This is a genomic window from Nostoc sp. (assembly GCF_036917395.1).
In the GTDB taxonomy this organism is placed as follows: Bacteria; Cyanobacteriota; Cyanobacteriia; order Cyanobacteriales; family Nostocaceae; genus Nostoc.
Genome location: NZ_JBALDI010000049.1, coordinates 1 through 26,145, shown reverse-complemented (window position 1 = coordinate 26,145; position 26,145 = coordinate 1). Strand labels below are relative to the sequence as shown.

21 protein-coding genes are annotated in these 26,145 nt (G+C 41.3%); 12 read left to right on the top strand and 9 right to left on the bottom strand.

Translation table 11 applies throughout. The features are described from left to right. Positions 1–98 precede the first annotated feature (98 nt). The 3 genes from V7K46_RS17535 (at position 99) to V7K46_RS17525 (ending at position 2,770) form a co-directional block, all read left to right on the top strand. A complete protein-coding gene (locus V7K46_RS17535) occupies positions 99–1,364 on the top strand; it encodes a sensor histidine kinase (protein WP_335115273.1) in 1,266 nt (421 codons plus the stop codon). Continuing rightward, positions 1,364–2,026 (top strand): response regulator transcription factor, encoded by a 663-nt coding sequence (locus tag V7K46_RS17530; protein WP_335115493.1) that lies wholly within the window; start codon positions 1,364–1,366, stop codon positions 2,024–2,026. The genes V7K46_RS17535 and V7K46_RS17530 overlap by 1 nt, the downstream gene beginning before the upstream one ends. Before the next feature lie 264 nt (positions 2,027–2,290). Beyond that, entirely contained in the window at positions 2,291–2,770 is a 480-nt protein-coding gene (locus V7K46_RS17525) for a hypothetical protein (protein WP_335115271.1), read from the top strand. Positions 2,771–2,856: 86 nt separating this feature from the next. On the opposite strand, the gene V7K46_RS17520 is transcribed toward V7K46_RS17525, so the two are convergent. After that, positions 2,857–3,282, bottom strand: a complete 426-nt coding sequence (locus tag V7K46_RS17520; RefSeq protein WP_335115491.1) for a nucleoside deaminase — start codon at positions 3,280–3,282, stop codon at positions 2,857–2,859. 88 nt (positions 3,283–3,370) lie between these two features. Here V7K46_RS17520 and V7K46_RS17515 point away from each other — a divergent pair, with 88 nt between their 5' ends. After that, positions 3,371–4,162 carry an ion transporter gene (locus V7K46_RS17515; protein WP_335115269.1) on the top strand — a complete coding sequence of 264 codons (792 nt, stop codon included), beginning with the start codon at positions 3,371–3,373 and terminating at the stop codon, positions 4,160–4,162. Positions 4,163–4,327: 165 nt separating this feature from the next. Next, the gene (gene fghA, locus V7K46_RS17510) at positions 4,328–5,167 is read left to right on the top strand and encodes an S-formylglutathione hydrolase (protein WP_335115267.1); all 840 of its coding nucleotides are present in this window, start codon (positions 4,328–4,330) and stop codon (positions 5,165–5,167) included. 238 nt (positions 5,168–5,405) lie between these two features. On the opposite strand, the gene V7K46_RS17505 is transcribed toward fghA, so the two are convergent. From V7K46_RS17505 to V7K46_RS17495, 3 genes are all read right to left on the bottom strand, one after another. After that, positions 5,406–7,019 carry a DUF1565 domain-containing protein gene (locus tag V7K46_RS17505; RefSeq protein ID WP_335115265.1) on the bottom strand — a complete coding sequence of 538 codons (1,614 nt, stop codon included), beginning with the start codon at positions 7,017–7,019 and terminating at the stop codon, positions 5,406–5,408. Between the two features lie 243 nt (positions 7,020–7,262). Beyond that, positions 7,263–8,687 carry a hypothetical protein gene (locus tag V7K46_RS17500; protein WP_335115263.1) on the bottom strand — a complete coding sequence of 475 codons (1,425 nt, stop codon included), beginning with the start codon at positions 8,685–8,687 and terminating at the stop codon, positions 7,263–7,265. Positions 8,688–8,718: 31 nt separating this feature from the next. Continuing rightward, the gene (locus tag V7K46_RS17495) at positions 8,719–9,471 is read right to left on the bottom strand and encodes a hypothetical protein (protein WP_335115261.1); all 753 of its coding nucleotides are present in this window, start codon (positions 9,469–9,471) and stop codon (positions 8,719–8,721) included. A gap of 881 nt (positions 9,472–10,352) precedes the next feature. On the opposite strand from V7K46_RS17495, the gene V7K46_RS17490 reads away from it, so the two are divergent. Next, positions 10,353–10,913: a hypothetical protein gene (locus V7K46_RS17490; RefSeq protein WP_335115259.1), complete on the top strand. Its 561-nt coding sequence runs from the start codon at positions 10,353–10,355 to the stop codon at positions 10,911–10,913. 18 nt (positions 10,914–10,931) lie between these two features. Here V7K46_RS17490 and rimM read toward each other — a convergent pair whose 3' ends face one another. Beyond that, a complete protein-coding gene (gene rimM / locus V7K46_RS17485) occupies positions 10,932–11,492 on the bottom strand; it encodes a ribosome maturation factor RimM (RefSeq protein WP_335115257.1) in 561 nt (186 codons plus the stop codon). 66 nt (positions 11,493–11,558) lie between these two features. Beyond that, the gene (locus V7K46_RS17480) at positions 11,559–12,842 is read right to left on the bottom strand and encodes a valine--pyruvate transaminase (RefSeq protein ID WP_335115255.1); all 1,284 of its coding nucleotides are present in this window, start codon (positions 12,840–12,842) and stop codon (positions 11,559–11,561) included. Between the two features lie 284 nt (positions 12,843–13,126). On the opposite strand from V7K46_RS17480, the gene V7K46_RS17475 reads away from it, so the two are divergent. Both V7K46_RS17475 and V7K46_RS17470 read left to right on the top strand, forming a co-directional pair. Continuing rightward, on the top strand, positions 13,127–14,236 hold the full coding sequence (locus V7K46_RS17475) for an S-(hydroxymethyl)glutathione dehydrogenase/class III alcohol dehydrogenase (RefSeq protein ID WP_335115253.1): 1,110 nt from the start codon (positions 13,127–13,129) through the stop codon (positions 14,234–14,236). A 308-nt stretch (positions 14,237–14,544) separates the two neighbouring features. Further along, positions 14,545–15,042 (top strand): DUF29 domain-containing protein, encoded by a 498-nt coding sequence (locus tag V7K46_RS17470; protein WP_335115251.1) that lies wholly within the window; start codon positions 14,545–14,547, stop codon positions 15,040–15,042. Positions 15,043–15,365: 323 nt separating this feature from the next. Here the strand turns inward: V7K46_RS17470 and V7K46_RS17465 are convergent, their stop codons facing one another. Continuing rightward, a complete protein-coding gene (locus V7K46_RS17465) occupies positions 15,366–17,285 on the bottom strand; it encodes a GTPase family protein (RefSeq protein WP_335115248.1) in 1,920 nt (639 codons plus the stop codon). A gap of 228 nt (positions 17,286–17,513) precedes the next feature. On the opposite strand from V7K46_RS17465, the gene V7K46_RS17460 reads away from it, so the two are divergent. After that, a complete protein-coding gene (locus V7K46_RS17460; protein WP_335115246.1) occupies positions 17,514–18,824 on the top strand; it encodes an AAA family ATPase in 1,311 nt (436 codons plus the stop codon). After that, positions 18,809–19,441: an RloB family protein gene (locus V7K46_RS17455; protein ID WP_335115245.1), complete on the top strand. Its 633-nt coding sequence runs from the start codon at positions 18,809–18,811 to the stop codon at positions 19,439–19,441. The genes V7K46_RS17460 and V7K46_RS17455 overlap by 16 nt, the downstream gene beginning before the upstream one ends. A 190-nt stretch (positions 19,442–19,631) precedes the next feature. On the opposite strand, the gene ebsA is transcribed toward V7K46_RS17455, so the two are convergent. Then, a complete protein-coding gene (ebsA, locus tag V7K46_RS17450; protein WP_335115243.1) occupies positions 19,632–20,006 on the bottom strand; it encodes a type IV pilus biogenesis protein EbsA in 375 nt (124 codons plus the stop codon). A 750-nt stretch (positions 20,007–20,756) separates the two neighbouring features. Between ebsA and V7K46_RS17445 the strand changes: the two genes are divergently transcribed. Further along, a complete protein-coding gene (locus tag V7K46_RS17445) occupies positions 20,757–22,163 on the top strand; it encodes a glycosyltransferase (protein ID WP_335115241.1) in 1,407 nt (468 codons plus the stop codon). A gap of 60 nt (positions 22,164–22,223) precedes the next feature. Here the strand turns inward: V7K46_RS17445 and V7K46_RS17440 are convergent, their stop codons facing one another. Next, complete coding sequence (locus tag V7K46_RS17440; protein ID WP_335115239.1) at positions 22,224–24,368, bottom strand: DNA polymerase III subunit gamma/tau; 2,145 nt, start codon at positions 24,366–24,368, stop codon at positions 22,224–22,226. Positions 24,369–25,069: 701 nt separating this feature from the next. On the opposite strand from V7K46_RS17440, the gene V7K46_RS17435 reads away from it, so the two are divergent. Continuing rightward, positions 25,070–26,145, top strand: a 1,076-nt coding sequence (locus V7K46_RS17435) for a DUF4347 domain-containing protein (protein ID WP_335115237.1), incomplete at its 3' end; no start/stop codon positions are given.

Here is a 26,145-nt window from a genome sequence, read left to right as displayed (position 1 = left end):
CATCTGCTGAAGTTATAATCGCCGGATGCCGCTCAAAAGTTCTAAACTTCTAACTCCTAATTTTTAACTTATAACTCATAACTGGAGTGAAGCAACTGATGAATCGTCCAATTGAAATTAAAAAACATCCTTTTCCATCTCTGCTTTATCTGGAGTGGATACTACTGGCAATCACTGCATTGACAGCAGTTATACCACCTCCGTTACGGCGATTTGGTCCCAAACCTCCAGAACTATCAATTTGTAGTATATTTCCAGACTTATCAATTTGTAATCTCTTGCCAGAACTGTCAATTTATAGTCTGATTATTTTTGCCTTAATGGGCTTAAGTTTACCCAAAAGTAACCAGATAGCTAAGGTAATCTACACAGTACTTGAAATTATCTTGATTTTAACAACTGGACTTTTTGGTGAAAGATTTGCTCGCCTTTTCCCCGTTCTCTACATAATTTTAGTGACTCGCAGTTGCTTAATTTTTAAGTTGCCTGGACGTTTATTCGTCACAAGTCTATCATTTACATTATTTCTATTTACTACACAACTAAAATACCAGCTATTCAATTATCAAGCATCACCACAAGCACAAGAACGAGCTCGTTTTTTTAGCTGGAATTGGTCGCTAACATTCGGCTTAAGTTTAGTTTTTGTGGTGCTGATGATGAATGCAGTATTATCTGAACGGCACAGTCGAGAAAAGCTAGCGATCGCTAATGAAAAACTCCGTCAATATGCCATGCGAATTGAAAATCAAGCTACCTTGGAAGAACGTAACCGCATTGCTCGTGAAATTCATGATTCATTAGGACATTCTCTGACTGCTTTAAATCTGCAATTAGAAACTGCTTTAAAATTGTGGCAATCTAATCCAGGGAAGGCAGAAACATTTCTAGCAACAGCAAAAGAATTAGGTTCAAAAGCGTTAAAAGATGTCCGTCAATCTGTTTCTACTATGCGTTTTAATCCCTTACAAGAGCAATCTTTAGAACGTGCGATCGCTAGTCTTTCAGAAAGTTTTCATCGCTCCAATGGCATTTTACCAATTTATCAAATCAATCTGGAATCTTCTCTCCCACCTGAAATCAACACCGCTATTTACCGGATTACTCAAGAATCGTTGACAAATATATCTAAATATGCATCTGCAACAGAGGTGAAACTAGAACTTACTGAGATCAGAGGAAATTTACGATTGATAATTCAGGATAATGGTAGAGGTTTTGATTTAGGGCAAAATACTACCGGTTTTGGACTTCATAGTATGCGCGATCGCACTTTAGCACTTGGAGGTGAATTTAATATTAATAGCGCTCCTGGTTCTGGTTGCAAAATTACAGTTAATATTCCTTTAACAAGGTTGACATGATGATTAAAGTATTGTTGGTAGATGACCAAGGTTTAATTCGTCAAGGATTAAGAGTGTTATTAGAATTAGAACCAGATTTAGAGATAGTGGGAGAAGCAGAAAACGGTGAACAGGCGATTAATTTGGTTGCTAAATTTCAGCCAGATGTAGTATTGCTAGATATCAGAATGCCCATTATGGATGGAGTTGCAGCTACGCGAGAAATTCAAAAACGTTTTGTGAAAACTAAAATTTTAGTATTGACGACTTTTGATGATGATGAATATGTGTCAGCAGCCTTGCAAAATGGGGCAATGGGTTATTTATTAAAAGATACGCCCTCTGAAGAATTAGCTGTTGCTATTCGTGCCGTTTATAAAGGATATACTCAATTAGGCCCAGGTATAGTTAAAAAGCTGTTAACTCAGTTTTCTAATACTACACCAACCCAGTCATCGGCTGTACCATCTAGTTTAGCTGAACTTACTCCTAGAGAAAAAGAGGTTTTGCGGTTAATTGCTACAGGCGCTAGTAACCGAGAAATTGCCCAGCAACTCTACATTTCTGAGGGGACTGTGAAAAATCATGTTACAAATATTTTAAACAGGTTAAATTTGCGCGATCGCACTCAAGCTGCGATTTGGGCAAATACATATTTATCCTATTTGAATGAGCCAAGTTAAATAATTCGTAATTCATAATTCGTAATTTTAATCTATAGATTAACTGTAGGGTGTATTACCGCGTTAGAAGATAATCTCGCCAATAACTAAAGTTCAGGACTGATAGCGAAAATCCACTCAATTAAACTGAATTCATGATTTAGTCAACTTTTATGTAAATGTGATATATAAGACTAAATTTAGGGTTTACTAATGTGAATGTGAGCGGTTAAATTGGTGGTATAAGTTGTTAGCCTTCTGAGTATTATGAAGCGAATTTACACTATGGTTAATATTTTTATAAAAACCTCATTCTCTGCTTTTGTATTTGCTAGTGCCACTACTTTATTGCTAGTACAGATAGTCACAGCTAAACCTATACAGATAAAAAAGCAAGTCAATCAAGCAAAACCATTAAACTCAGGAGTACGAATATACCCTGCAAATAATAGCCTACCAGCAAGCCGCTTGATTACAATTGAAGGTGCGCTTAAAAAGTCTAGTAATATGCACATAACAGAAGCAAAACTTACAACATACGAAGAATTTGCAGCCCAAACAGGAATGTACAAATCATCGATTTCTAACAATCGTATGGTGTGGATAGTGACTGGTTTTGTCCAAGGTGAGTTGAGAATGTCTAAAGGTCGAAGTGTCTGCACTGATAACGCCAAACTTGTGGAATTAATCGATGCAGAAACTGGCGATTCTTTTGGTAGAAGTATTCACTGTCCTCCAAAGAATGAGATAAATTTTATGCCGTAAAAGTAGAGGGTAAAATTTCATTAAGGTATAAGGTATACACTGATTAGTTAGTCTCCGAACCTAAAAATGCCAAATTAAATTACAGCTTATTTAAATAAGTTCAAACATTCATGTTTTAAAACGCCTTTAGTGACTTTAATATTCCTAAATGACCTAGCGATTACCTCTTCACAAGATATACTAATTTGTGATTGATTTACAGTGATTAAATCTTGAATTGAAGCACCATACACAATTTCTGATAAACCACTCCAAACACAAGCAGTTGCACACATCGGACAAGGTTCGCCAGTTGTATATATGCTATAACCTTCTTTAGAAGGGCTTTTAAGTTTAGCTGTTAAACTACGAATGACGTTGATTTCTGCATGGACTGATGGATCGTTGTCTCTCCTTACAGTATTATGAGCTACTGCCATGACTTCCTTATCTTTAACAATCACTGCACCGTAAGGCACATCGCCTTCTTTTGCTTCTGCCAATGCTAAATGCATAAAATATTCTGGGTTCATATAAGCTGGGGTTAACATAAGGATAATGATTAATAATATCGGATTTGTAATGCTATAACTGGGAATTAAGATTAGTTAATGGTCGAATATGTTACTGAGCAGACAAGAAACAGAATTTTACTTAACAGACCTGGAAACACCATTAGGTAAAGTGATTAATTTAACACTTGCTGCGATGGTGCTACTATCATCAGGAATTTTTGTAGCAGAAACTTATAATATTCCTGATTATGTGCGATTTCAATTGCATGTAGCCGATACTGCGATCGTTATCATCTTTGCGGTGGAATATTCACTCCGTCTGTGGAGTGCAGAAAATAAAATTAAGTATATTTTTAGCTTTTATTCGATTATTGACTTAATGGCGATTTTGCCATTCTTTCTAGGAATGGTGGATATCAGCTTTATCCGCCTACTGCGATGGTTTCGGATTTTACGATTAATCAGATTTATAGATAGAAAATTTTTATTCGCCACTATTAGCACCGAAGATGGCATGATTTTTGTGCGAATATTATTTACATTATTTGCAATTGTTTTTATTTATTCTGGCTTAATTTATCAAGTAGAGCATCCGGTTAATCCTCAAAATTACAGGACATTTTTTGATGCCTTTTATTTCTCTGTTGTCACAATGACAACTGTGGGATTTGGCGATGTTATTCCAATTTCTGAATTAGGGCGTTTGCTAACAGTACTGATGATTTTTACAGGAATTGCGCTGATTCCTTGGCAAGTAGGGGATTTAATTAAGCGAGTGGTGAAAACTGCTAATCAAGTAGAAACAGTTTGTTCAGGTTGTGGTTTGGCTTTCCACGATGTAGATGCTGGGTTTTGTAAAAGGTGCGGTACTAAGTTACCTAGTCGCAGGGTTGATTGAGAGAGTAAGTGGTGGCGCTGACGGCGCGTAATTTTAGTGTGTGCTACAAAGTCCAGACGCGATGAATCGCCAAGCAGCGATCGCAATTTGGTTTCGGTTATTAGAGCGAAACTCACGCTAAAATAATCATTCTCCGGCAGCCGCTCAGGAAAGAGAATATAACCAATGCCTAACCTCAACCTCATTTCAGAATATAAAAGCTTTGGTGGCAAACTCGGCTTTTATAGTCATCCCTCCTCAACCTGTAACGGTGAAATGCGCTTTGCAGTTTATCAACCACCACAAGCAACTCAACAACCTGTGCCGATTCTCTATTTCCTCTCTGGTTTAACTTGCACTGAAGAAAATTTTATGGTGAAGGCGGGGGCGCAGCGCTACGCAGCTGAGTATGGCTTGATGCTGGTTGTGCCAGATACTAGTCCTCGGAACACAGGTATTCCTGGTGAGGATGATGATTGGGACTTTGGTACAGGTGCGGGCTTTTATGTTGATGCTACAGAAGAACCGTGGGATCAGCACTACCAAATGTATAGTTATATTGTCCAAGAATTACCTGCTTTAATTACCACACACTTCCCAGTACAACCGGAGAAACAAGGTATTTTTGGTCATTCGATGGGGGGACATGGAGCCTTAGTTTGTGCAATGAGAAACCCGAATCTCTACAAATCAGTATCAGCCTTTGCGCCGATCACTGCACCCATGCGTTGTCCTTGGGGACAAAAAGCATTCAGTCGTTATCTTGGCAGTAATCAAGAAAGTTGGCGTGCTTATGATGCCAGTGAATTGGTTAAGCAAGTGGGATATCATAGTCCAATTCTCATTGATCAAGGGACTGCTGATCAAGTTTTAGTTGAGCAATTAATGCCAGAAGTGTTTGAACAAGCTTGTGCAGATGTCAAGCAACCCCTAAATTTGCGTTACCAAGAAGGCTATGACCACAGTTTTTATTTCATAGCCAGTTTTATTGAAGATCATATCCGCCACCATGCGATCGCTTTATGAATTACAGGTATGTAGAATAAGCGCGATCGCCCCTTTCTTCAAACCACGTTGCAAGGCGATCGCACTTGAGGAAATTACTTCGATTCAAATACATTGTTTTTGGTTTCAGGTTTTCACTGCGTAAGTCCTAATTAAGTATGAATTTGCTCTGCCTCTAATTTAGAACCCTTTTTGTAGTGGCAATTCAATTGCCCTTACGAGAATCATCTGATGGGAGTAAAACAAACTATTTTGTCAATTAAGCAGTCACGATATCAGGCGAGTCAATCGCCGCTACACTGCCAGCATCCACCAAGGCTTGGTATACCATCGCCGCTACCTCAGCGCGTGTAGCATCGCGGGTAGGATTAAGTTGTTTGAGGTTCGGGTGGTTGACGATAATCCCCTTGTTTATAGCTTTTACTACCTCATCCTTGGCATATTCAGGAATCTTTGCTTGGTCATCAAAAGCTTTGATAGTTGCTGTACCATCACCAGATAACTTCAATCCATTCACCAGTGAGACAATCACTTGCACACGCTGGATATTTTTGTTGGGGGCGAAGGTATTGTCAGGGAAACCAGAGAGAAATGAACCTTGATATGCCTGCTGAATTACCTTGGATGCCCAGAAGTCTGCTGGTACATCTTTGAATTTGATCACGGGGCGGTTTGGCGATGGGTTGAAAGCTTTTACCAGTAATGCCGCGTATTGCGCCCGTGTCATCGTAGCATCAGGTTTAAATGTGCGATCGGGAAAACCATTAACTATCCCCAATTTGACTAATTCCCGAATAAACCCACCTGCCCAATGATTACTAATATCGGTTAATTCGATACTAGGAGTAGGCGTGGGCGTGGGCGTGGGCGTGGGCGTGGGCGTGGGCGTGGGTGTGGGCGTGGGTGTAGGAGTGGGCGTGGGTGTGGGTGTAGGAGTGGGCGTGGGTGTGGGTGTAGGAGTAGGCGTGGGTGTGGGTGTAGGAGTAGGCGTGGGCGTGGGAACTGAACTATCTGCAAACTCTACGTTTCCCGTGACTTTAGACGCATTTATTTTATTTCCCACAGAAACCAGCTTGTTGGAACTGGCATTTTGCAAATCAAATTTACCGTTATTTTGTAGAGTATTGCCGCCTGGATTATTAGTACTGCCGATATCCGGTAGGGCACTTCCAATTACTGTGATCCCATCATCAGTGTTATTTTCACTGACATTGTTACGCAATACAGGACGAGTACTGCCAGAGATGACAATTCCAGAACGGTTTTCGGAAATTTTGTTATCTCGAAGGGTGGGTGATGCAGTATCACTAATAGCAATGCCAAAACCTGTTTTGAAGAAGGTATTATCTTGAATTTGACCTTTGGAATTTTTAGCGATCGCAATCCCATTGGCTGCATTTTCACTGAACACATTACCTAGAATAACTGGGTTAGCATCGCCTGTAGCAAATACTCCCTCTCGCTTACATTTGGTGAAGGTGCTATTAGCAACAGTAGGGGCAGTTGATTCAATCCAGACACCACTACCACGGCTAGCCAGATTTGTTACAGTTACCCCCCGGAGTTCAGCTTTATCCAGCAGCACAAATGTGACATTCTGACCAGCAAAAGTACGGCTCAGATAGCTACCACTTCCTTCAATCAAAATGCCATTGCCTTTATTGGTTTCATTACCCACAACTGTTACGCCAGATGGAATCGTTAACGGAAAGACTTCACCGCTAGCAGCATTGTAATTACCTTCTGCTAGTTGAATCTTGGTATTAACAGTAGCTACCTTGAGGGCTTGGGTAATAGTTTTAAAGGAAGCTTGTTGAGTACCTGGGTTAGTATTGCTGCCTGATACTGGATTTACGTAAAAAGTTTGAGCCATATTTATACTTTTATCAAATACATAGCTATCCTAGCGCTAACCATGAAAGTAAGTAGTATTTGATGCATTAAGTAGCTTAAAGTATTTTTCAGTGCAAACTTAGAAAATTATGCAAATACTTTTACAGGGATATACTGTCAGATCCTGTGGGGAAGTCAAAAGTCAAAAGTCAAAAGTTAAAAGTAAGAACCTCATAAATAAATTTCGGGGGCTTGTACCTTTTTGTTTCTGGTCATAAGCTAATTACTGGTTAAAAACAGTTCCAAAGTGCGAGAATAACCAGTAGCCTAAAGCCGATACAGCCAATACAGCTAAGATGGTAGTAACAATCGATTTGAGATTCGATTGTTTTTCCGGCAAATAATCTCTGACTTTTACCGTTCCTTGAGGGAAGTAAGGGAATAAGCCACCAGCACTTACTCCCTCTTCGAGAACTAGGCTTAGACCAAGCCAAACGTATTGGTAATTATAATCATTTGGCCCATTCTTTACACCACCAAAATGTTTAAATAAAGCATCATCGTAATAACTCGTGTCTGTTACTGCTTGGTTATGAAAGGCAACCAAAGGAGGCTGATGCTGTTTGTTGGAGAGCGAAAAGTAAATTCCCTTTTCCTGACTAGCGATATAGTCAAAGTTAGATTTTGGTTGCCAGAATGATGTGTTAACCCAAGACTGGGGCTTAACAATATCGTCATCTACTCCGTGCATAATCCCAATGGGGATATTTAACTGACTACCGATGTCACTGATATTGATTGGCGCAATTGCAAACGGAGAACGAAACAGTTTTAAAATAAAGATGGCTATCCGAGGAATTCCCATGTCCGTACTTGGTGCTGGGTCAGCAGTAACAATTTGTTGGGGAAAAAACTTTTGTTGAGTTTCACCGCAGATATAAATAGGCCAACTCAAGGCTAACAATCCTCCTAGAGAATGACCAAATACGTAGAAATCAAACTCTTGCCCAGCGAATTGGGGGTTAACTTTGCAAAGATGTTGCCAAGATTGCTCGGTTAAAGCGATCGCGTCTTTTATCCACTCTGAAGGTTTATGTGCAAGACTGAAACCAACAGTAGAAATTAGGTGGATTAGATTCTTGCCATATGTGTCATTGAACCAAGTATAAATCAATTTGACAATTAGGATAATCGCTACTATGGCTAAGGAAGTGCGAAAGTAGTCAAATTGCTTAGGTTCGTCTAGATTTCCTCGAATAGTATGAATCTCTTGCGATGTCTGTTCTTCTTCGGTGGTCAACAAGTCTTCAGGTTGAAACTTATTGAATTTTGAACTTCTATTGGTCGCAATTGTTAAAGCCCTATGAACCCAAAGCGACAAATGAGGCTTTTTTATGTTGGCTTTCTGTATTTTTTCACCAATATAGTTGGGGTATTCACTTTTTTGAAAATCTGAAAAGAAGATGTAATAACCCTTTTTAGCCAATTCTTCTAATTGAGCTTCATAGAATTGGGGCATACATAAAGCAAAGCCGTGTAAGTAAGCAATAAATTTCAGCTTACCTTGTTTATCTTTATAAGGATTATCGGGTACAAAAACTCGAATAAAATTGGCTTTTATATGGCTGCCAGACTGATATATTTTGTAACCGTCTTTTTGATCGTAAGGCCAAATTTGAGGTGAATTAAAAATTGTATTGTTTTCCATAAAAATATTTTCCAATATTTGGCAAATTCTCTTATTTATGGTTTGCTAATTTTTCTTTGATATTTTGTGGAGCAATGCCTTTCATGTAAATTAACCAAGTAAATATAGCTACTCCTGTTTCTGTTCCTAATAAGTCGTGGCAAATATGAAGTAAAGCATTGTAAAGTACTTGAGGATCTGTATAAGGATTGCCACCAAACTTATCTAAAAGAAAAACAAAGCTTAAGTTAACTCCTACTGAAAAAATTGGCACAAGAATAATTTTCCAATCTTGGAGAACTTTATAGCCACGATAAGTCAATACGCCAAAAACTAAAGTAAGTGCAATATAGATAGGAACTTTAAAGTTATCATTGCTTGCTTCATAACCTAAAGGGTACAAAATTGAAACAACTAACAAACTAATTGCAAATACGATGTCGATTAAATTGGTGATTGCGGTAGTCTGCTCAATTAATCCATCCGACCACAAAGCAAATGCTGAAATCAAGAAAAAGTAAAACATGAAGTTCAGCATTGTAAAATCGTTTTGATAATACCAACATTGCGTAACATGCCAGCCAATCTCTGAGGCGATCGCTACCATAATAAAAGCTAGACCTAACAGAGAAGCAAAAATTGTTCTCAGTGGAAATCCTATATTGTTTAAACTTTGGTAAAAAATTCTCATTGCTAAAGGAATGAGACCAAAAGTTAAAACGTGGGTGATAATTAATCCGAGTTTCCAGCCACCAGTAATGCAGGTTCGAGACTCTGTTGTTGGCTCCGCAGCAATTCCTGGCAATATTGCCAAAACGTAAGCAAATCCAGCTAACCCGATGAAGAAGCAAAAGGCGATAAAAGCTAAGTTTTGACTGAATATTTTGCTATTTCTTGTCTCTTTCAGTGTGTCCATAGATTGAGTTATTTTGAGAAAATTTCAAACCACTGGTTGTGAATTAATTCTTCGAGTTAGAGGCTGTTTTGCTTTTATACATTTCAATACGGTGTTGCTAAATTAAGGAATGATTTAGCAACTAATAAAATTCTTCCCCTGCTTTCCCTGCCCAAGAACTGCCTGCCTAAATTCATCCCCTTGTTGTGCAACACCTTCAATGCTAGTACTTTTTCAACAGTTTTGTCAGGATTTTAACCTTCAATTAACTAGCATAAATGAAGTAACTTGCTTTTTTTCAATATTTTTACTTAAAAAAAGTATAATTTAATGCTATTTTAACATTAATAAATACTTAGGAGAAAGAGTTCCTAATTCAATCCCATATATTAGTCCTCTTGCATAAGTCGAATAGACCCCCCTTTATCCCCCCTTATAAAGGGGGGAAACTTGAAATCTTGCCCCCTCCCCAACACATCGGGGAGGGTTGGGGAGGGGTGATTCAAGGATTTTTGCAAGAGGTCTACTAGTCCAATTTTACAACTGTCATACTCAAAATAATGAAAGTCGATTCTTACGTATTAAAGGATAAGTTTCTATACCATAAGAGTTCTGATTACTTTTTAAGAAGACTAATAAGATATGCATTACTCACTATTTAATAGTTAGATTCAAGTACTGATACAACCTTTTTTCAAAATATTACTGAATTTTATATATTGTTAATTGTCAGCAACGTTACAGCGTTGGAACTCCCACGCTTATCGTTATCCAAGGAAGGAAAATCAATTATGTTTTTGAACCGCGCTTGCCTAACTACTGCTGTTGTCGGACTGGCTTTAATAGCAGGTACGTTTTCAGTTTCTACTCTTACAAAAGCTTCAGTTAACTCCAATTCTTTAACTATAGATTTCACAGAAAATACAATAAATTCAAATTCGGTGATAATAGAAGACACTAACGTGAAGAATTCTCTAGCTTTAATTCAAAAGTTTAGTTCCTATATTCACACATCAAATGAAGGTCCATATAGCATTGACCCTGAGATGAAAAACCGTTTAAGTGTAAAAGATATTGGAGAAGCGGAGAGATTTTTAGCATTTATTAATACTTTTCCATCCATTACACGACAACAACATATAATAAAAGCGGATTCTATAAGTGCTAAAACTGCTAACGAAATAGTGGGATTACGGTATATCGGCTTAACCAGTACCCCCGATAGATGCGTACTTTTAGGCTACTGGGGACAATTCCTGGGTGAGTGGAATACTTGGAAATGCTTGCCGATTATGCTTCAGTCAAACGACGACGGTTACCCCTATGGTTTATTAGCCGATCGCAGGATTTGAAGGTTATTTTGTAATAATCTAATTATTAATTTCCAATAACCCAGACGGTGGTGTAATTTCAATCCGACCAGATGCCAAGTCTACCACTGGTGCGAGCGCTTGTACAAATGGAATCAAAACAGTCTTTTGCTTTTTGTCAGTAGCAAATGATTCATGCAACTTCACTTCTAACAAATCATTCCCCGCAGGAATGATATCTACCACCGTACCAACGAGTTCGCCAGATGCTTGCATGAAGACTTCCAAGCCAATTAAATCGAGGACATGATATTCATCTTCGCTTAATTGGGGGCGATCGCTTGCTGGCACCATTAACTTACAACCGCGCAACGCCTCCGCCTGATTGCAATTTTCCACACCAGCTAATTTGATCACATACAAGTTTTTGTTACTGATGTAACGTCCTGTCAATAATTCGATTGGTTGTGGTTCTGTGTCACCTGAACGCAACAACCAACGTTTTCCTGGCACCTCAAATCTTTCGGGGAAGTCAGATACAGGATAAACCCGTAATTCTCCAGATAACCCTTGAGGGGCAACAATCTTACCAATTTCTAGCCAATCATCTGATTTGGACATTGGGCATTGAGGAAAGAATTCTTATAACTCCTGTACAGACGCGATTAATCGCGTCTCTACCCCTAATCACGCACTCACAGCTGCACGCTGATACGCTTCTTCAGCTACTTTTGCTAAACGTTGCATAGCAGTGGTAATCTCCTCATCGCTGCCTGTAAGGCTGATGCGGAAGCATTGATGCTTGTGCGCCCACTCTTCCTCTAAACCGGGGAAGAAGCTACTTCCAGGGACAATAATCACACCTACTTGCTTGAGTTGCTGGTAAAATTCCCAGTCACTGATGGGTAGATCCTGTAACCACAACCAAGCAAAAATTGCTCCTTCACCGCGATGGAGATACCAAGGTAAATTCTTAGGCATCGCTTGTTCTAAGCTGGTTTCTAAAACGGTAAATTTATTTTGATAAAAGGGACGGATGACAGTGTGAGAAATTTCCACTAATGCACCAGAATTGATTGCAAAAGCAGCGATCGCTTGGCCGTAACGTGAAGAATGGAGACTCATATTTGCTTGGAAACACTCCAACGCCTCAATCCACTTTTCATTTCCAATGGCAATACCAATCCTTTCTCCTGGTAATCCCGCTTTCGATAAACTCATGCAGTGTAAGATATTATCACCAAACACTGGTGTCATTTCGGTAAAGTTCAATGCTGGGAAGGGAGGCGCATAAGCCGAGTCAATTAACACGGGCAGATTGTAAGGTGCAGCCAGGGCAACAATCTTTTTCACCTCATCATCAGTGAGGACATTGCCAGTGGGATTACAGGGGCGAGAGAAGAGGACACAACCCGTGTTTTCTGTAATCGAGAGTTGGCTGAAGTCGGGGCGATATTTAAATCGGTGGGCAGCTGCATCAATATCAAGAGTCGGTTTGTGAGCGATTAGGGCTTTTGGAACTAAGCAGATACCACCGTAACCTGTGTAGTCAGGACAGAGGGGCAAAACAATTTGTTTTAACTCGCCGCTGGGAGTGTAGCCACCGAATGTATTCGCAGCGTAGAAGTAGAGGGTTTGACTACCGGGGGTGATGAGGATATTGCGATCGCTCAAGTTTAACCCGTAGCGTTTGTTAAAATCATTGGCGATCGCTTCAACAAATGGTGCATAGCCCTGACTTGAGCCGTAGCGACAAACTACCTCACCATATTCTGGGCTAGCGAGAAGTTGTGCAGTACAATCCCGCCATAACTGCTCTACCTCTGGCAAAATCAACGGATTACCAGCACTCAAATTAATAAACTCCTGCCCTGCACCCGCTCGTAATGTCTCGATAATATCCTTCATGATTGCTCTTACGCCAGTCAGGTTGGACATTTGAGCGCCAATTTGAGTTAGGTCAGGGTTCATAAGCTGTGACAAAATATATTAATTGAGGGGTGGACAAAATATTTGGGGGTTGCTGCTGACATCAAGTTTACATCGTTGGCAAAACAGCTGTTGCCGCCTTTAACCAATTTAGCTACAGAATGATATTTTAACAAAGTGATATTTATCGTTATAGCGGCGATCGTGCTTACTAAATACGATGAAGTGATCCAAAAGTGGATCATCGCTCAATATGTTTAAGTGAAATAATCCCGGTACTTCAGCACTGGTAAGAAAGTCAAAAAACTATAGTAGGAGGGCTGACGTTGCAAGTTAAAGCAGCAGTAGCTTACAGCGCAGGTAAGCTGTTGACGATTGAAACCGTTCAACTATCGGGGCCACAAGCCGGCGAAGTGTTAGTTGAGGTTAAAGCCACCGGAGTTTGCCACACCGACGCCTTTACCTTATCTGGTAATGATCCCGAAGGTTTGTTTCCAGCAATTTTGGGACATGAAGGTGCTGGTGTGGTGGTAGAGGTAGGCGCTGGTGTCACCAGCCTCAAACCAGGGGATCACGTGATTCCCCTTTACACTCCTGAATGCCGTCAGTGCGAATATTGCCTGAGTTTCAAAACAAATCTTTGTCAAGCTATTCGCCAAACTCAAGCACGCGGTGTCATGCCCGATGGCACCAGTCGCTTTAGTATCGATGGGCAGATGATTCATCATTACATGGGTACATCCACTTTTGCCAACTATACAGTGCTGCCGGAAATCGCCCTAGCAAAAATTCGGGAAGACGCCCCATTTGATAAGGTTTGTTACATTGGCTGTGGTGTGACTACTGGTGTTGGTGCAGTCATCAATACTGCCAAGGTGGAACCGGGAGCAAATGTCGTGGTTTTCGGCTTGGGTGGTATTGGCTTAAATGTCATCCAAGCGGCGCGGATGGTGGGAGCGAATATGATTGTCGGGGTGGATCTTAATCCCAGCAAACGCGCCTTGGCAGAAAAGTTTGGCATGACGCACTTTGTCAATCCCCAGGAAGTAGAGGGTGACTTAGTTCCCTATTTGGTTGATTTAACAAAAGGCGGTGCTGATTACAGTTTTGAATGTATCGGTAATGTCAAAGTTATGCGTCAAGCATTAGAATGCTGCCATAAAGGTTGGGGCGTCAGTGTGGTTATTGGTGTTGCTGGTGCTGGACAGGAAATCAGTACTCGTCCTTTTCAGTTAGTAACTGGGCGCGTTTGGAAAGGTTCGGCATTCGGTGGCGCTAGAGGACGTACAGATGTGCCGAAAATTGTTGATTGGTATATGGAAGGTAAAATAAACATTGATGATTTGATTACCCATGTGATGCCGATCGAGCAAATTAATGATGCTTTTGAATTGATGCACAAAGGTGAATCAATTCGCAGTGTGGTGACTTTTTAGCTGTTAGATTCAAAGCTTTTTCTCAAAAGAGAATTAACTGTAAGAGCAAACAGATGTAATTCATGTCAACTTCAGCCAGAACACGAGAGAAAATCCTCGTTTCCAGCCTCTGGCTGGAAATGCATTAAGAGCGGCTCTGCCGCCGATTCATGAGGCGGAGCCTCACAACACGCATTCCCAGCCAGAGTCTGGGAACGAGAGAAATTATCAAATGCTTATCAGAATTGGCTTTAACCTGAAGTTGACACCAATGCACATCTGTGCGCCTTTACTATAATTAGGAAAGTTCACCAGGTTTTGAACCCACTATGCAGACACCACAAACCGGACAACCTGCGGTAAACCTGATGCCAAACCTCTACGAAAATGATTTTTACACTTGGACTCAAGAACAGGCTAACCTTCTGCGTCATCACCAATGGAACCAGCTTGACCTACCCAATTTAATTGAGGAAATCGAATCTTTGGGAAGAAAGGAACGCCAAGAATTGAGGAATCGTCTTAGTATATTAGTTGGACATTTGCTCAAATGGGAATATCAACCAAAGCAACGGAGTCGTAGTTGGTTAGCGACAATTAGAGTCCAACGACGGGAAATTCTCAAGTTGATGAACGAAAATCATAGCCTGAAGCCTTACCTTGAAGAAGCACTCCAGGAATCCTATGAAAACGGTAGGGATTTAGCATCAGGAGAAACAAATCTACCACTCTCAACTTTTCCCAAGCAATGCTTATATCCTTTTGAGGAAATTCTGAGCGATCGCTTTTATCCGGGTGAGCCTGCGACAAATGATTTAATGGATTGACTTTTCTCTGGTTTCAAGACGTAAGTAACAAAATTTATTAACTTGATAATATCCCATCAAAGTATCGATCAATTTCTGCCGTAAGTTTTTCAAAGTCCACAGGCTTGGTTAAGTGGCATTTAAAACCAGCTTTAAGCGCAAGTTCCCTATCCTCTTGGCTCAACGAGTCTTGGAGCGTCACAGTCCGTCTTAGACATCGCTTATAGACAACCGTAACAAAATTACCTCATTGCGAGCGAAGCGTCTCGTAGAGATAGCAATCTCAAACCTTGATTTTTCATTCTCAGTGCGTAAGTCCTAATTATTTCCTCAACGTAGACAGATTATTTGGCAATCGATAGATAATACTCAAATCGCTCCCGAAGTTGTTTAATTGTCAAATTTTGAGTCCAGTACTCCACTAGGGCGTGACCAAATGCCCAGGCGTTGCGATCGGGTGAAGCGGAGTTTTCCAGCAGTAGCGGCCAGAGAGATACCAATTCAAAGTTGAGCGAGTTAGAGTTGCTTGTATTCAAGAGCGAGAAAAGCTCATATCCCATTTGGAGTTTGCCAATTACAATCGGCAACTGTTCCACGGGAATTTGCTCTGCCAGCATATAGGCTAGGGCTGGAGATCCGGTTGAGAGGGTAGAAACAAACTGGAGGACGGGACTTTTGAGCAATGCCGTTAGTCCCTGTGTTGTCGTCATCTGGAAAGTGTAGTGGTCGATGATTTTGGCTGCGGCGATGGTGCGGGCTTCGAGGTTACGCAAAAAGCGGGCGAGACGGAGTTGCTTGGTAGGTGCGATCGCATCTATTAATCCCAACGATAGCGCCTCTACTCCCCAAGCGGTTCGACTTGTTTTGCTGTCAGCTGTAACCACAGGTAGAACTAGATTACAGAAGTTTCCTAGCAGTTTGGCGCGATACTCAGTGGCTTCGCGAATCGCAATTTCCTTGGGGCGATCGCCCCATTCCCAATCATAAGGTGGTTGCCATTCGCGGATGGGACGCAGACGATCTACCTGGCTAACGATCGCGATCGCAGGTAAATCTGCAACTTCTGCTTTCATATCTTGCAGAAAGTCTACATCCATTTGTAATGCAGGATCGAGAGCAGGGGTAGCTAACAGCAGCAAATCTGCATTGATGGCATAATCAAGCACTAGGTCTCGGAGAGCGGCACGGTTGACTTGTTCATAACCAGGTGTATCCCAAAGCGTCAGGGTTTCCCCACTTTGAGTTTGCCATTGATAATTCTGAATGCGATCGGTACTGGGTAAAACATCTACCTCTGCTAAATCCGCCTGAAATAGTGTGTTAATCAGGCTACTTTTTCCCGACCCTGTGCGCCCCACCAGCAGAATATTGACGGGTTTTTGCTCAACGGCCTCGGCTGGTTGAGCTTGAGTCAGGATTTCTCGGAGTGTTTGAGTTTTTACCTTGGGTAGAGTTGGGGTAGAAACAGCGGTTGCTGAAGCTGGTAATGTCCCACGTCCGTAGAGAGCGATCGCCTGTCGGCATAAGTTTCTCAGGGCAGCTTCCCGGAATAACTGGCTCAAATTCCCTAATAATTGCTGAGTTGCCTGGTTACTAGAACCCTGACTGACTTGTTTTGCTACCGCCGCCACTGGATTTAAGACCCATTGTGCCCAGTTCCAAGCTTTCCAGAATTTTCGAGCCGATGGTTCCAACTTCCGGTAGACCTCGTATCCTTGGTATGCTTGCCCAACCGTCACCTGATTAAGGACAGGGGATAACTTTTGCATCCACTGATCCATGTCATCCACCGTTCCCCGAATCAGCCCATAAGCTTGGGGGACGTAAATGTTCAGCAGGGGATATTGAATTTGAGGATTGTAGATACGAGCGATCGCTACAACCAAATCCTGGCATCGTGTCCAAAAGGTTTGCCAATCTTCCCAAATCGGGCGATCGCTCTGTGCTGCTTGCAGTATCTCTTGGAGTGCGGTTTCTGCAAGCTTTGTGACATCACTTCCCACTCGTGGCCCTACTGTATCCTCTGCTGTCGATTCCAATTCTTCGCGGACTTGGGTTAATACAGCTTCCACTTGGTTAACAGCAGGTTGAGTCCATTCTACCAACAGCCAGCGCCAACCCACAAATAAAAGGGTGAATACACCCCAAATCCAATTAATGCCCCACACATGAATTTGTGAACCGGCGGCTACCAATAAGAAAATGATGATGAAAGCGATCGGGATTGCTAAGACGACCCACTGCCACGGTTTTAATCGCACCATTGCCCTATACCTGCTTTGATTAGACTTCTTATATTGCTATTGTCGATCTAATTATCTTGTGGTGAGTTCTGGATTATTGCGTGTATTAAAGTGTAAGAATTTGCTGGTAATAGCTTACACTGCCTGCTAGTTCATATGATCTGTTGTGGTAAAAGTGGAGATTTGCCTACCTTTAAGATAATATTTACGTGAATAAATCACAAAAAACTACCTTGTGCGCGTTGAATTATGCTTGTAGATTTTACAGTCGAGAACTACCGCTCAATTAAAGAACCTGTAACCCTAAGTGCGGTTGCTCAAAAACAAAGCGATCGTCAGACAAGCCAAAGCAGTAAACGCAAACGGGTGAAGTCAGATCATGAAATTGCACCTGGATATCATGTTGAAGGGTGGGACATTGAGCTTTTACCTGTTCTGGCAATTTTTGGAGCTAACGCGTCAGGTAAGAGTAATGTTATCCAAGCTCTCGATTATTTATTACTTATGATGGTTCACAGTACACAGGAAGCAGTGACATTGCAGAGAATTTTTAAATATGCAACATTAAACCCTTTTAAATTAGATAGTATCTCTATTCATAACGCTACAAAATTTGAGTTAAGAACTATATTTAATAATGCTATTTATACCTATTCTCTAGCACTTGATCAGAATCATGTACTCTTAGAAAAATTGGACTATGCTTTAAATACAACTAAGCGTCCGCGCCGTTTATTTTCTCGTCAATGGGATAATAGTAACAAAAAAATTATATGGAAAACTGGTGATGATTTTGCTGGAGCGCATAATCAACTTCAGAATAACATTAGAGAAAATGAGTTATTTATTACTACATTATTAAAATTGAAAGTAGATAAAATTCAGTCTTTTTTAGATTGGTTAAGAACTGCTTCGTATGGAACCAGTTTGAAGAGTGAAGATTTATTTTTAGCTGTAATTACGGATAATCAAACTACTTCAGTATTCGACAAATTAGTTGAAGAAACATTAAAAATTGTACAAAAATTCGATACGGGACTGTCCAGAATAGAATTTCAAAAAAAATCTGATGAACGGATTGGCTATAACATATATGCTGTACATAATACTAATGACGGTAATGAAATTCACTGGCTTTTTGATGAAGAGTCTCTTGGTACTCAGCACTTATTTCAATTGGCATTCCGCATAGTATTTTCTCTGGAAATAGGAGGATTGGCAATTGTTGATGAATTAGGCACAAATATTCATCCTAATATTGTAAGAAGTATTATTAGAATATTTCAAAATTATAAAACCAATCCAAAAAACGCTCAACTGATTTTGACAAGTCATGATAATACCTTACAAAGAAACAACTTGTTACGCCGCGACCAAATTTGGTTTACACAAAAGCGCTCTGATCAAAGCACTGAGTTGTATCCTTTGACTGATTTCCATGTGCGAAATGATTTGGCAATTGATAAAGCTTATTTAAATGGTCGTTTTGGAGCCATTCCGTTTCTCCCATCTGAAGAGGAAATGATTTTACAGGGTGATGAGCAGTGCCAAGAAAGTTAAATCGTCGCCCACCTAGTAGAAATATTGCTCAGAAAATACTAATTGCTTGTGAAGGAAGTAAAACAGAACCAATTTATTTCAATAGTATCCGCAATGAATTACGTTCGCCAACTTTAGATATTATTGTATTGCCTCATCAAAACAAAACTGATCCACGTAGCATTATTGAAAGACTCATCGAAGAACGACACCAGAGGAAAGATAACCAGCAGTGGAGTAAAGAAGATAAAGCTTGGGCTGTTTTTGACGGAGATGAGCATATTGAAAAAAGTTTGGCAAATTGGCAAAGTGCAATGAATCGAGCTAAAAGCCAAAAGATTGATCTGGCAATTACAAACCCTTGTTTTGAACTCTGGTATCTAATTCACTTTCAAGACCATTTTGCCCAAATCACTCGTGATAGGTTAGTTAATTTACTTGAAAAGCATATACCTGAGTACGACAAATCAATGTGCTTATATCCAAAACCATTGAAATCGTTAACTGAACAAGCGATTCAACGTGCTGAGAAGATGGCAAAGCAGATAGAACGTAATGAATTATCTGAGCATTCAAATCCTTGTTGTAGTGGCTTGCCTAAACTGATTAGTAGTTTATTAAGTTTAAAGAATAGTTAGAGAAATTACTTAAAATTATTTTAATCAGCTTTATCTAATTAGTGCGTGATTAAAAAAATGGTGGTTGTTCACGCGTCGTGGCTTTATTTGAAGAATTTATGCGATCGCTAATGGAATAGTGATAAATTTCATAATTATATAGGGTAGTTTTAAAGATAAGCCGAACTTGCAAAAGTCCGGCTGAGTTTAATCAATCTTCTATACGCAGTAGCTTGCGGTAAAACAGTTGTGAAAAATCGGTCGCACGATGACGTTTATAGTTGTCCATAAGTTCAATTAAAAAATTAATAAACTCAAAACTGGCCATCATCAGTTCATAACTTAGATCAGCGTTGCCATCAAACTGGATTCGGCAACGCGTTAAGTCTGAGGGTAAAGTACCAACATTCCAGGAGGCGACAAAGGGGACATGCTCACTGGCTTCTATTTTCCGCTGTCCCTCCAAGACCCCTTTTTGATAAAGACTGATGGCATAGGGTAAGAAATTGCGCCTAGCACCCTGAATGTAAGGTAAGTAAACACTTGCTTGTTGTTGAGTGACAGGCTGGAGTTGCTCAATAGACATTGTTAAATATTCCTCAAGTTAGTTAGCAACTGGGGATATTAGCGCTCTTTTATTACTCTCATTAGAGAATATTTAAAACCTTGTTTCTCCATGCTTGGTTCCAAACAAGGATTTTTTTGGCTTTACTGATAAAGCGAGGCTTTGAAAAAGATTCAAGGTCAGTATCTTATTTTTCTATCCTCAGAGATATAAAAGAGCGTTAGTAGCTCTTAGTAGTATTCCCAAAAAATGTGTCTAAAGCACACAGTAGGGGAGCATGGGAAGAAGAACTATTGACCCATAGCCCATGCCCAATGTCCCATAAATGAAGTTACTGCTAAGAAATATTAAAATTTCGGTTACAATGATGCTGCATTAACTTTTATCGAAGCTGGGGGCAATAACACTGAAAATCCTCACTGGAAAGTGGTGGATGTCGTTATTGCTATTGCTGGCAACGACAAACTGCTGCTATCTTGTGATCACTTTTCCTAATCTGGAGTTTCCATTAGTGAAAGTCCGATACAAGCTTCCTACCCAAGTGGTTATCAAAGGAATTAAGCCTCTGTCTAAGAGTAGCAAAGGTGGTTAACACAAGGTAATTAAGCACAGTGGTGCTAAAAACAAAGGTAATCCCAGCGGCTTGTAGCTTAGGGATAGCGGGTATTGCAGTTTGCCCATTTCGATTAATATCGGGAAAAGTAGCTTGGGGATATTTGTCCGTAAAATTACTAACTGTAGACAAATACTGGTTTTTAAATCAACTAACCTATGCCAGCGAATTCCTGGCCCGAAGAAGATTCTTATCAAGAGCTTGATTCGCTCAACTCCTTGTTGTCTGACCTATCAGTAGATGAGGAGTCAGCGTCTGAGACAGAACCTGTGTCTCTAACATCCCAGTTTCAAGGTCGTAGACGCAAAGCCGCTCTAGTCTTGACTATCGTCTGGAGTGGCACGATCGCTCTACATTTAGTTTCTTGGGCTTCCATATTAATTCTAGGACTGACCACCATTTTAGGATTTCATGCTTTGGTGGTAGTGTTTGCTAAATCCCGTCGCTATCCAAAAGAAATACAGGGAGATTTGCCCTTTGTATCTATGCTAGTGGCTGCGAAAAATGAGGAAACGGTAATTGCTAAATTAGTCAATAATCTTTGTAATCTGGAATATCCAGGTGGGCAGTACGAAGTATGGATAATTGACGATCACAGCAGTGATAGCACGCCACATTTATTAGCAGAACTAGAACAGAAATACGAACAACTGAAAGTACTAAGGCGTTCAGCAGAAGCTAGTGGTGGCAAATCAGGGGCGTTGAATCAGGTATTGCCGCTGACAAAGGGCGACATTATAGCAGTATTTGATGCTGATGCCCAAGTGACACCAAACTTGTTACTACAGGTAATACCTTTATTTCAAAGAGAAAAGGTGGGGGCGGTGCAGGTGCGAAAAGCGATCGCCAACGCTAAAGAAAACTTTTGGACTAAGGGTCAAATGGCAGAAATGGCACTTGATACCTGGTTTCAGCAACAGCGGACTGCCCTTGGTGGTATTGGCGAACTGCGGGGCAATGGTCAATTTGTCCGGCGTTCAGCCTTGGAAAGCTGCGGTGGCTGGAACGAGGAAACCATTACCGATGATTTGGATTTGACAATCCGCTTACATTTAGAAAAATGGGATATTGAGTGTGTTTTTCATCCAGCGGTGCAAGAAGAAGGAGTGACAAGTGCTGTTGCACTCTGGCATCAGCGCAACCGTTGGGCAGAAGGCGGATATCAACGCTATTTGGATTATTGGGATTTAATTCTCAAAAACCGCATGGGATGGCGCAAAAGCTGGGATTTGCTGATTTTTATGCTGATTATGTATATCTTGCCGACAGCAACAGTACCAGATTTACTAATGGCGATCGCCCGTCATCGTCCACCAATGTTAAGTCCGATCACAGGCTTGTCCGTTACTATGTCGATGGTGGGAATGTACACAGGTCTAAGGCGGATACGTCAAGATCAGAAATTCTCACTTTCTACATATTTTCTGATGCTGGTGCAAACCCTGCGTGGCAGTTTATATATGTTGCACTGGTTAGTGGTCATGAGCAGTACTACTGCCCGCATGTCGGTAAGACCAAAGCGCTTGAAATGGGTGAAAACCTTGCATACGGGGAATGGGGAATAGCCCCCAACGGAGAATTTAAAATTTAAAATGCAAAATTAGCTAAAATAATTTTGCATTTTTTTATTCATCATCAACTTCTGATTCCTCTACCCACTCAGGTGTAGTTATAGAATCGGAGAATTGTGTTGAATCCTCTGCAAAGCGGATAATTTGTCCGTTGAAGAATTCTGCTAGACGTTGAGCTGCGATCGCTACTTCGTCAGGTTCCCAATCAGGTGTAGGTGTTCGTTTTGGCGCTGTAGGCAAAGCGAACACCCCATTTTCATTTACGCCATTTCCATTTGCCCCATTTCCATTTACACCATTTCCATTCCTTGCTACCGACTCGCTTTTTACTGGTGCTGGTGTCGGTGCTGGTGGTGTTGCTGGCTGTGGTACTGACGCTGGAGGCGAAATTTGCTGGTTATAACTAGGAGATGGTGGCTGCTGAATGCGAGTCGAGTCTTTTGGGGGAGGATTTTTTTTGGCTGAGGTAGGAGTTACAGAGCTTACTTGTTCCAGATTTACTTGAACTTCACGCTTAAAAGTCTGCTGGAAAGCTGCCTTCATCATCGGCAGATCAGATTTAAGTGTTTCATACCATTTAGAACCTTTGACAGCAATACGCGCTACAGTACCGTTAAACTCTATTAGCTGGCACATTTGCCCCAATAAAGCTTGTCTGGAAAACATCGGAAAATTAGCACGCACCTGTTGCCAAACCTGAGTTAAGTCATATTCTGCTTCTTCAACAACTTCTGAAGTTACTGGTTCGATTTTCGCAGGCGGCACAGGAACAGATACAGGTTCTGGGGTTGGCGGTGAAACTGAGTTAGCAGCAGAATTGTGATTTGTTTGCCGTTCAACTGCGGGAGATGAAGTGACGGGCTGATTTTGGGCAGCTGCTAGGTGAGAATTGTGATTTGTTTGCCGTTCAACTGCGGGAGATGAAGTGACGGGCTGATTTTGGGCAGCTGCTAGGTGATTGGGAGATGCAGAATTATGATTTGTTTGCGGATCAGCTAGAGGTAAAGAAGAGACGGCCTGATTTTGGGCAACTGCTGGAGGATAGCTTGGAGATACAGCAGGTGTGTTAACTCGTGGCGCGACACTTGGGGCTTGTGACTGAATATTCGTCGCACTGGGTAACAATCCTAGTAATGTTACTTCCAACCACAAACGCGGCTGGGTGGTATTTTTAATTTGCACTTCAGCTTCTCGCAGGTGTTTCTGTCCTGCTAAAATCGCGCTCATATCGAAGTATTGGGCAAACTCAACCAGCGCTGTCCAGGTTTGCTGAGTACAAGCAACCAAATCGTGGCGGTTGGGTGCTGTTCTGGCAATCAGTAAATCGCGGTAAAAGGCGGCGAGATTTTGCAGAAGAGTTAGCGGTTCTCGACCACGATCTAAAATGTGGTGGGTACAGTCTAGAACGGCTTCCGGTTTATCTTGAGCGATCGCATTTAAAAGCCCCAGTAAGTCCTGTTCGCTCACTGTCCCAACCAAATCCCAAACTCTATCCGGTGTCACTTCACCCGCTAACAAACCCAATTGATCAAGTAGACTTTCGGCATCCCGCAATCCTCCCTGAGCAAGTTGGGCTACCAAGGTTACAGCATCGGCTGAAATATGAATGTTTTCATAAAATGCGATCGCACTTAAATGCTTCACCATCGCCTCTAACTGAATCCGTCTAAAATCAAACCTTTGACAGCGCGAAATAATTGTTGGTAACACCCGTTGCGGGTCTGTTGTCGCCAATACAAAAACCACATGTCTTGGTGGTTCTTCTAGTGTCTTAAGTAGCGCATTAAATGCCTGGGTACTGAGCATGTGGCACTCGTCGATTACATAAACCTTGTAGCGACACTGCACAGGAGCAAACTGGGCTTTTTCAATTAACTCGCGAATATTATCGACACCAGTATTACTGGCGGCGTCGATTTCAATTATATCTAAGGCATAACCCTTGGTGATTCCCTGACAAACCTCACACACGCCGCAGGGTTCAGCAGTGGGCTTGTCACTTTTGAGACAATTGAGGGATTTAGCCAGAATCCGGGCACTAGAAGTTTTCCCCGTACCTCTGGGCCCAGTGAATAAATAGGCGGGGGCAATTTTGGATGTGCCGATCGCGTTCGTGAGGGTAGTAGCGATCGCCTCTTGGCCCACCAGTTCAGCAAAACTCTTGGGGCGATATTTGTGGTGCAGGGGTTCGTAAGACATGAAAATATAGACTTCAATGCCTTTCAAAGTTAATTACTAGCACCGAGTCGAGTTTAGGATTCAACTATTTTAAACTCTCGTACCTGCTTTGTTTGTCGATTTTGCCATAGCGCCAGACTCAACTAATGCTGGAAATTTTGGTACTCAAGAAACTTACAGCCAGAGCTTATCCTCTACTATGATTTCAACCAACATCAATGTATGGCAATTATAGCATATTTTTTAGTACATTTGTTCTATAAAGAAAAATTGGGAGTAGGGAAGAATAACTATTACTCAATCAGGACTTACAGACTCAGATCCCCCAACCTCCTTAAGAGGCTAGGGGGATCTACGTTTCAGGCTTCAGTGTGTAAGTCCTATATATACTCAAGCTAGACTTAGAACCGAAACGCAATTTTTTAAGTGTTTATACTGTAGCTTAAAATAAGAAGTATCGTTAAATTTACATAAATTACAAAAAAAATGTCTTTTAAAATTACTCCTAATAACTTGTGACTTGGAGGCTGAGGCTACATAAACTAACGTTTTGAGGTTTCTCTAGTTAAAGATTTTCAGGCGTTACATAACAGTAGCAATTGTATAGTATTTGTCCTTATTCTACAAAGAATCAGGACGCTATTTCCGTTTGCTTTTAAATAGCAAACAGTTAGCAACATTTAATCAGTAAACCAAAAATTTTCCCCAAGATGAATTACAACATGAATTACAAACCGACTCAACTGCTTTTTATTGATGCGACTGTTAATGATATTGAGACTTTATTTCAGGGGGCTTTACCTGGTATTGAAGCGCATGTCCTTTCTGGTGAGCAAGATGGTGTAGCCCAAATTACCCAAATTCTGCAACACCGTCCAGAAGTTAATACAGTTCACATTGTTTCTCACGGTTCACCAGGTTGTCTGTATTTGGGTAACAGTCAACTTAGTCTTGATACCCTGAATATTTACACATCTCAGTTGCAAAGTTGGTCAAGAGATGGACTAACTTTAATGCTCTACGGTTGTAATGTTGCAGCCGGAGATGCGGGGGAAGAATTTGTTAATAAATTGCACCAGTTAACAGGGTCAAATATTGCTGCTTGTGTCACTTTAACTGGGAATGCTAATTTGGGCGGCAATTGGATTCTGGAAATGAAAATAGGAGTGATTGATGCCCCCCTAGCCATTACCCCAAGTACCCAAAGTGCCTATACTGGTATCCTTAGTCCCTCCCTGACCGATGATAATTCTATATCTTTGCCCGGTGTAAACCAAAGCTCCGTAGCGTGGGGAGATTACAGCGGCGATGGCAAACTCGACCTCATCCTCACTGGCTACAACAACGGCAACCCCATCAGTAAACTGTACAAAAACAATGGCAGTGGTGTCTTAACCGAAGACACCAGCTTGGCGCTGCCCGGTATATCCCAAGCCTCTGTAGCGTGGGGAGATTACAGCGGCGATGGCAAACTCGACCTCATCCTCACTGGCAACAGCAATAACAGTTACATCAGTAAACTGTACAAAAACAATGGCAGTGGTGTCTTAACCGAAGACACCAGCCTGGCGCTGCCCGGTGTATTGCAAGGCTCCGTAGCGTGGGGAGATTACAGCGGCGATGGCAAACTCGACCTCATCCTCACTGGCAACAGCAACAGCGGCAACATCAGTAAACTGTACAAAAACAATGGCAGTGGTGTGTTAACCGAAGACACCAGCCTGGCGCTGCCCGGTGTATTGCAAGGCTCCGTAGCGTGGGGAGATTACAGCGGCGATGGCAAACTCGACCTCATCCT

What these genes read in the sequence shown, in the direction of transcription:
- V7K46_RS17535 (WP_335115273.1), top strand. Translation starts at nt 99, where the DNA reads ATGAATCGTCCAATTGAAATTAAAAAACATCCTTTTCCATCTCTGCTT.
- V7K46_RS17530 (WP_335115493.1), top strand. Translation starts at nt 1,364, where the DNA reads ATGATTAAAGTATTGTTGGTAGATGACCAAGGTTTAATTCGTCAAGGA.
- V7K46_RS17525 (WP_335115271.1), top strand. Translation starts at nt 2,291, where the DNA reads ATGGTTAATATTTTTATAAAAACCTCATTCTCTGCTTTTGTATTTGCT.
- V7K46_RS17520 (WP_335115491.1), bottom strand. Translation starts at nt 3,282, where the DNA reads ATGAACCCAGAATATTTTATGCATTTAGCATTGGCAGAAGCAAAAGAA.
- V7K46_RS17515 (WP_335115269.1), top strand. Translation starts at nt 3,371, where the DNA reads ATGTTACTGAGCAGACAAGAAACAGAATTTTACTTAACAGACCTGGAA.
- fghA (WP_335115267.1), top strand. Translation starts at nt 4,328, where the DNA reads ATGCCTAACCTCAACCTCATTTCAGAATATAAAAGCTTTGGTGGCAAA.
- V7K46_RS17505 (WP_335115265.1), bottom strand. Translation starts at nt 7,019, where the DNA reads ATGGCTCAAACTTTTTACGTAAATCCAGTATCAGGCAGCAATACTAAC.
- V7K46_RS17500 (WP_335115263.1), bottom strand. Translation starts at nt 8,687, where the DNA reads ATGGAAAACAATACAATTTTTAATTCACCTCAAATTTGGCCTTACGAT.
- V7K46_RS17490 (WP_335115259.1), top strand. Translation starts at nt 10,353, where the DNA reads ATGTTTTTGAACCGCGCTTGCCTAACTACTGCTGTTGTCGGACTGGCT.
- rimM (WP_335115257.1), bottom strand. Translation starts at nt 11,492, where the DNA reads ATGTCCAAATCAGATGATTGGCTAGAAATTGGTAAGATTGTTGCCCCT.
- V7K46_RS17480 (WP_335115255.1), bottom strand. Translation starts at nt 12,842, where the DNA reads ATGAACCCTGACCTAACTCAAATTGGCGCTCAAATGTCCAACCTGACT.
- V7K46_RS17470 (WP_335115251.1), top strand. Translation starts at nt 14,545, where the DNA reads ATGCAGACACCACAAACCGGACAACCTGCGGTAAACCTGATGCCAAAC.
- V7K46_RS17465 (WP_335115248.1), bottom strand. Translation starts at nt 17,285, where the DNA reads ATGGTGCGATTAAAACCGTGGCAGTGGGTCGTCTTAGCAATCCCGATC.
- V7K46_RS17460 (WP_335115246.1), top strand. Translation starts at nt 17,514, where the DNA reads ATGCTTGTAGATTTTACAGTCGAGAACTACCGCTCAATTAAAGAACCT.
- ebsA (WP_335115243.1), bottom strand. Translation starts at nt 20,006, where the DNA reads ATGTCTATTGAGCAACTCCAGCCTGTCACTCAACAACAAGCAAGTGTT.
- V7K46_RS17445 (WP_335115241.1), top strand. Translation starts at nt 20,757, where the DNA reads ATGCCAGCGAATTCCTGGCCCGAAGAAGATTCTTATCAAGAGCTTGAT.
- V7K46_RS17440 (WP_335115239.1), bottom strand. Translation starts at nt 24,368, where the DNA reads ATGTCTTACGAACCCCTGCACCACAAATATCGCCCCAAGAGTTTTGCT.